The following is a 4,474-nucleotide window of genomic DNA, read 5'->3' on the forward strand; positions in this document are numbered from 1 at the left end:
CGCGCAGCCGACGGCCGCGGCCCCGCAGCTGGGCCTGGTCGTGGCGGACCTGACGCCGGCGCAGGAAAAGGAGCTCAAGCTCAAGGGCGGCGTGCGCGTGGTGAGCGCCAGCGACAACGCGGCGCGCGCCGGACTGCGCGAGGGCGATGTGATCATCGCGCTGGCCAACACCGAGATCCGCAACCTGAAGGACTTCGAGGCGGCCGCCGCCAAGGCCGACAAGAGCAGGCCGGTGAATGTGCTGGTGCGGCGCGGCGAATGGGCGCAATACGCCCTGATCCGCCCGGCGCGCTGAGCGCCCTGGCCGGGCCAGGACGGCGTTTGGATAGAATCGCGCGCTGGAAAACGCGGCCCGTGCGCAGCCGGCGCCTGCGAGGCGCCGGGCCGTGGTCCCGCGGCCTGCGGCTGCGGCCCTGTCCGCCGCCCGGGATGGGAGGGGGACCCTGAGGTTTTTGCCTACAATGGGGCCCCAACCATCGCAGTTGCCAGAGATCGTTGGTTTGAGGGCGCGTCGCTTACCTGGACGCGCCCTTTTTTCTTGTGCCCCGCTCCCGCCCCCGAATCCCGTCGTTTGTTAGCTGTTGATGAACCACATCCGAAACTTCTCGATCATTGCGCACATTGACCACGGCAAGTCGACCCTTGCCGACCGCATCATCCAGCGCTGCGGGGGCCTCGCCGAGCGCGAGATGCAGGCGCAGGTGCTCGACTCGATGGACATCGAGAAAGAGCGCGGGATCACCATCAAGGCGCAGACCGCGGCGCTGCAGTACCAGGCGCGCGACGGCAAGGTCTACAACCTGAACCTGATCGACACGCCCGGCCACGTCGACTTCTCCTACGAAGTCTCGCGCTCGCTGTCGGCCTGCGAGGGCGCGCTGCTGGTGGTCGATGCCTCCCAGGGCGTGGAGGCGCAGACGGTGGCCAACTGCTACACCGCGCTCGACCTGGGCGTGGAAGTGCTGCCGGTGCTCAACAAGATGGACCTGCCGCAGGCCGACCCGGACGCCGCGCGCGCCGAGATCGAGGACGTGATCGGCGTGGACGCCAGCGAGGCGATCCCGATTTCCGCCAAGACCGGCATGGGCATCGAGGACGTGCTCGAGCAGATCGTCGCCAAGGTGCCGCCGCCGCGCGGCAAGGTGGATGCGCCGCTGCGCGCCATGATCATCGACAGCTGGTTCGACGCCTACGTGGGCGTGGTCATGCTGGTGCGCGTGGTCGATGGCGAGCTGAAGAAAGGCGAGCGCTTCAAGATGATGGCCACCGGCGCCGCCTACGACGCCAACAACCTGGGCGTCTTCACGCCGGCGCAGCAGCCGCGCGAATCGCTCAAGGCGGGCGAGGTGGGCTACATCATCGCCGGCATCAAGGAGCTCAAAGCCGCCAAGGTGGGCGACACCATCACGCTGGAGAAGAAGCTGCCGAACAACCTGGGGCCGGCCAGCGAGGCGTTGCCCGGCTTCAAGGAAATCCAGCCGCAGGTCTTCGCCGGCCTCTACCCGACCGAGGCGAACCAGTACGACCAGCTGCGCGACGCGCTGGAAAAGCTGCAGCTCAACGACGCCTCGCTGCACTTCGAGCCGGAAGTGTCGCAGGCGCTGGGTTTTGGCTTTCGCTGCGGCTTCCTGGGGCTCTTGCACATGGAGATCGTGCAGGAGCGCCTGGAGCGCGAGTTCGACATGGACCTGATCACCACGGCGCCGAGCGTGGTGTACGAGGTGCTCAAGGCAGACGGCGAGCTGATCCAGGTGGAGAACCCCTCGCGCATGCCCGACCAGGGCCGCATCGCGGAAGTGCGCGAGCCCATCGTGGTGGTGCATCTCTACATGCCCCAGGACTACGTCGGCCCGGTGATGACGCTGGCCAACCAAAAGCGCGGCGTGCAGCTGAACATGCAATACCACGGCCGCCAGGTCATGCTGACCTACGAGATGCCGCTGGGCGAGATCGTGCTGGACTTCTTCGACAAGCTCAAGTCCGTGAGCCGCGGCTACGCCTCTATGGACTACGAGTTCAAGGAATACCGGCCGTCCGACGTGGTGAAGGTCGACATCCTGCTCAACGGCGAGAAGGTCGATGCGCTGTCCATCATCGTGCACCGCAGCCAGGCGCAGTTCCGCGGCCGGGCGGTGGCAGCCAAGATGCGCGAGATCATCAGCCGCCAGCAGTTCGACGTGGCGATCCAGGCGGCGATCGGCGCCAACGTGATCGCGCGCGAGAACATCAAGGCGCTGCGCAAGAACGTGCTCGCCAAGTGCTACGGCGGCGACATCTCGCGCAAGAGGAAGCTGCTGGAGAAGCAAAAGGCCGGCAAGAAGCGCATGAAGCAGATCGGCTCGGTCGAGGTGCCGCAGGAGGCGTTCCTGGCCATCCTGCAGGTCGAGGACTGAGCGAACCACCACCATGCAAGCCATGCCCTACATCACGGCCGCCGTGCTGGCGGCCTTCGTCGGCTACATCGCCGCCTGGTACACCGGCGCCATCGAAGGCAACTTCGCCCTGCTGCTGTTCCTTGCCACCGCGGTCACCGGCGCCTACTGGCTGGCCGAGCGGCTGGTCTTCCTGCCGCGGCGGCGCCGCGCTGCCCAGGCGCTGGAGGCCGCCCACGCCCAGCGCCGCGCCGAGCTCGATCGCATGGGCATCGAGAAGGTGGACGGCGACGTCCAGGAGGCCAAGGGCCGGCTGCTGATGCAGCCCTGGTGGCTCGACTGGACCGCCGGGCTGTTTCCGGTGATCGCCATCGTCTTCCTGCTGCGCTCGTTCCTGTTCGAGCCCTTCAAGATCCCCTCGGGCTCGATGATCCCGACGCTGCTGGTGGGCGACCTGATCCTGGTGAACAAGTTCACCTACGGCGTGCGCCTGCCGGTGATCAACAAGAAGATCACCGCCGGCACGCCCGTGCAGCGCGGTGACGTGATGGTGTTTCGCTACCCGCCGCAGCCGAGCATGGACTACATCAAGCGCGTGGTCGGCCTGCCGGGCGACGAGGTCGCCTACCTGAACAAGCGCCTGACGGTGAACGGCGAGCCGGTGCCCACCAGCGCGCTGCCGGACTATTTCGACCCTGACGCGATGCGCTACTTCAAGCAGTTCGAGGAGCAGCTGGGCAGCGAGCGCCACCGCGTCATCGTCAACACCGACGCGCCCGCGCTGGTGATGGGCGCGAGCAACTTCCCGTTCCGCGAGCAGTGCCGCTACAGCGTCGAGGGCGTCGCCTGCACCGTGCCCGAGGGCCACTATTTTCTGATGGGCGACAACCGGGATAATTCGCTCGACTCGCGCTACTGGGGATTCGTTCCGGACGAGAACATCGTCGGCCGGGCGTTCTTCGTCTGGATGAACTTCGGCAACCTCAAGCGCATCGGATCGTTCCACTGACTTCGAAGAACCAGGCGCCACGGCGCCAACAGCAGGAGGGAAAACACGACATGGCGATGCAACGCTCACCGGCCCGTGCGCGCCAGCGCGGGCTGTCTTTCTTCGGGGTGGTCTTTCTCGGCGTGCTGGCGGTGGCGGTCTTCGCCGTCGGCGGCCAGTCCGTGCCGATCTTCATCGAATACATGGCCATCAAGAAGGCGGCCGCCAAGGCAGCGCGCGACGGCACCACCGTGCCCGAAGTGCGCGCCGCCTTCGACCGCGCCGCCGCCATCGACGACATCAGCTCGATCTCGGGCAAGGACCTGCAGGTCACCAAGCGCGACGACCGGGTGGTCGTCTCCTACGAATACGAGCGCGAGATCCACCTGGCAGGCCCCGCCTACCTGGTCTACCGTTTCAACGACTCCACCAAGTGACGGCGCGGGGCCGGCCGCGCGCCCCGCACCAGGTCCTTCCACCAGTGCCCCCATCGACCCTCCAGGCCCTGCAGCAACGGCTGCAGCACACCTTCTCCGACCCCGCGCTGGTGCAGCGCGCCGTCACGCACCGCAGCTTCGGCGCTGACCACAACGAGCGCCTGGAATTCCTCGGCGACTCGGTGCTGGGCCTGGCGGTGTCCACGCTGCTGTTCACGCGCCTGCGCCAACTGCCCGAGGGCGAGCTCTCGCGCCTGCGCGCGCACCTGGTGCGCCAGGAATCGCTGCATGCGATTGCCGTGCGGCTGAAGCTGCCCGAGGTGCTGCGGCTGGGCGAGGGCGAAGCGCGCTCGGGCGGCAAGCTGCGCCCGTCGATCCTCGCGGATACGCTGGAGGCGCTAATCGGCGCCGTGTACCTGGACGCCGGCTACGAGGCCGCTCAGGCGCTGGTGCACCGGCTGTTCGAGGGCGTGGAGCTGAGCCCCAGCCTGCAGGCCGCCGCCAAGGATGCCAAGACCGCATTGCAGGAGTGGCTCCAGGGCCGCAGAATGAAACTGCCCGCCTACCATGTGCTGGAAGTCACGGGGGCGGCGCACAACCAGGTCTTCCACGTGGAATGCGAGGTCGTCGAGCGCCGGCTGCGGCTACGCGGCAGCGGCCCGTCGCGCCGGGCGGCC

5 protein-coding genes are annotated in these 4,474 nt (G+C 67.5%); all 5 read left to right on the plus strand.

Features of this window, described 5'->3' with window-relative positions; genetic code table 11:
- A partial coding sequence (locus tag A612_RS09300; RefSeq protein WP_040436488.1) for a PDZ domain-containing protein occupies window positions 1-295 on the plus strand: 295 nt, incomplete at its 5' end.
- A 289-nt stretch (window positions 296-584) separates the two neighbouring features.
- A complete protein-coding gene (gene lepA, locus A612_RS09305; protein WP_019374224.1) occupies window positions 585-2,393 on the plus strand; it encodes a translation elongation factor 4 in 1,809 nt (602 codons plus the stop codon).
- 13 nt (window positions 2,394-2,406) lie between these two features.
- Window positions 2,407-3,381, plus strand: coding sequence for a signal peptidase I (lepB, locus tag A612_RS09310; RefSeq protein WP_040436490.1), 975 nt, complete (start codon window positions 2,407-2,409; stop codon window positions 3,379-3,381).
- Between the two features lie 50 nt (window positions 3,382-3,431).
- The gene (locus A612_RS09315) at window positions 3,432-3,797 is read left to right on the plus strand and encodes a DUF4845 domain-containing protein (RefSeq protein ID WP_019374226.1); all 366 of its coding nucleotides are present in this window, start codon (window positions 3,432-3,434) and stop codon (window positions 3,795-3,797) included.
- A gap of 44 nt (window positions 3,798-3,841) precedes the next feature.
- Window positions 3,842-4,474, plus strand: a 633-nt coding sequence (rnc, locus tag A612_RS09320; RefSeq protein ID WP_019374227.1) for a ribonuclease III, incomplete at its 3' end; no start/stop codon positions are given.

It is taken from the genome of Melaminivora alkalimesophila, assembly GCF_000282995.1.
GTDB lineage: Bacteria > Pseudomonadota > Gammaproteobacteria > Burkholderiales > Burkholderiaceae_C > Melaminivora > Melaminivora alkalimesophila.

What these genes read in the sequence shown, in the direction of transcription:
- A612_RS09315 (WP_019374226.1), top strand. Translation starts at nt 3,432, where the DNA reads ATGGCGATGCAACGCTCACCGGCCCGTGCGCGCCAGCGCGGGCTGTCT.
- lepA (WP_019374224.1), top strand. Translation starts at nt 585, where the DNA reads ATGAACCACATCCGAAACTTCTCGATCATTGCGCACATTGACCACGGC.
- lepB (WP_040436490.1), top strand. Translation starts at nt 2,407, where the DNA reads ATGCAAGCCATGCCCTACATCACGGCCGCCGTGCTGGCGGCCTTCGTC.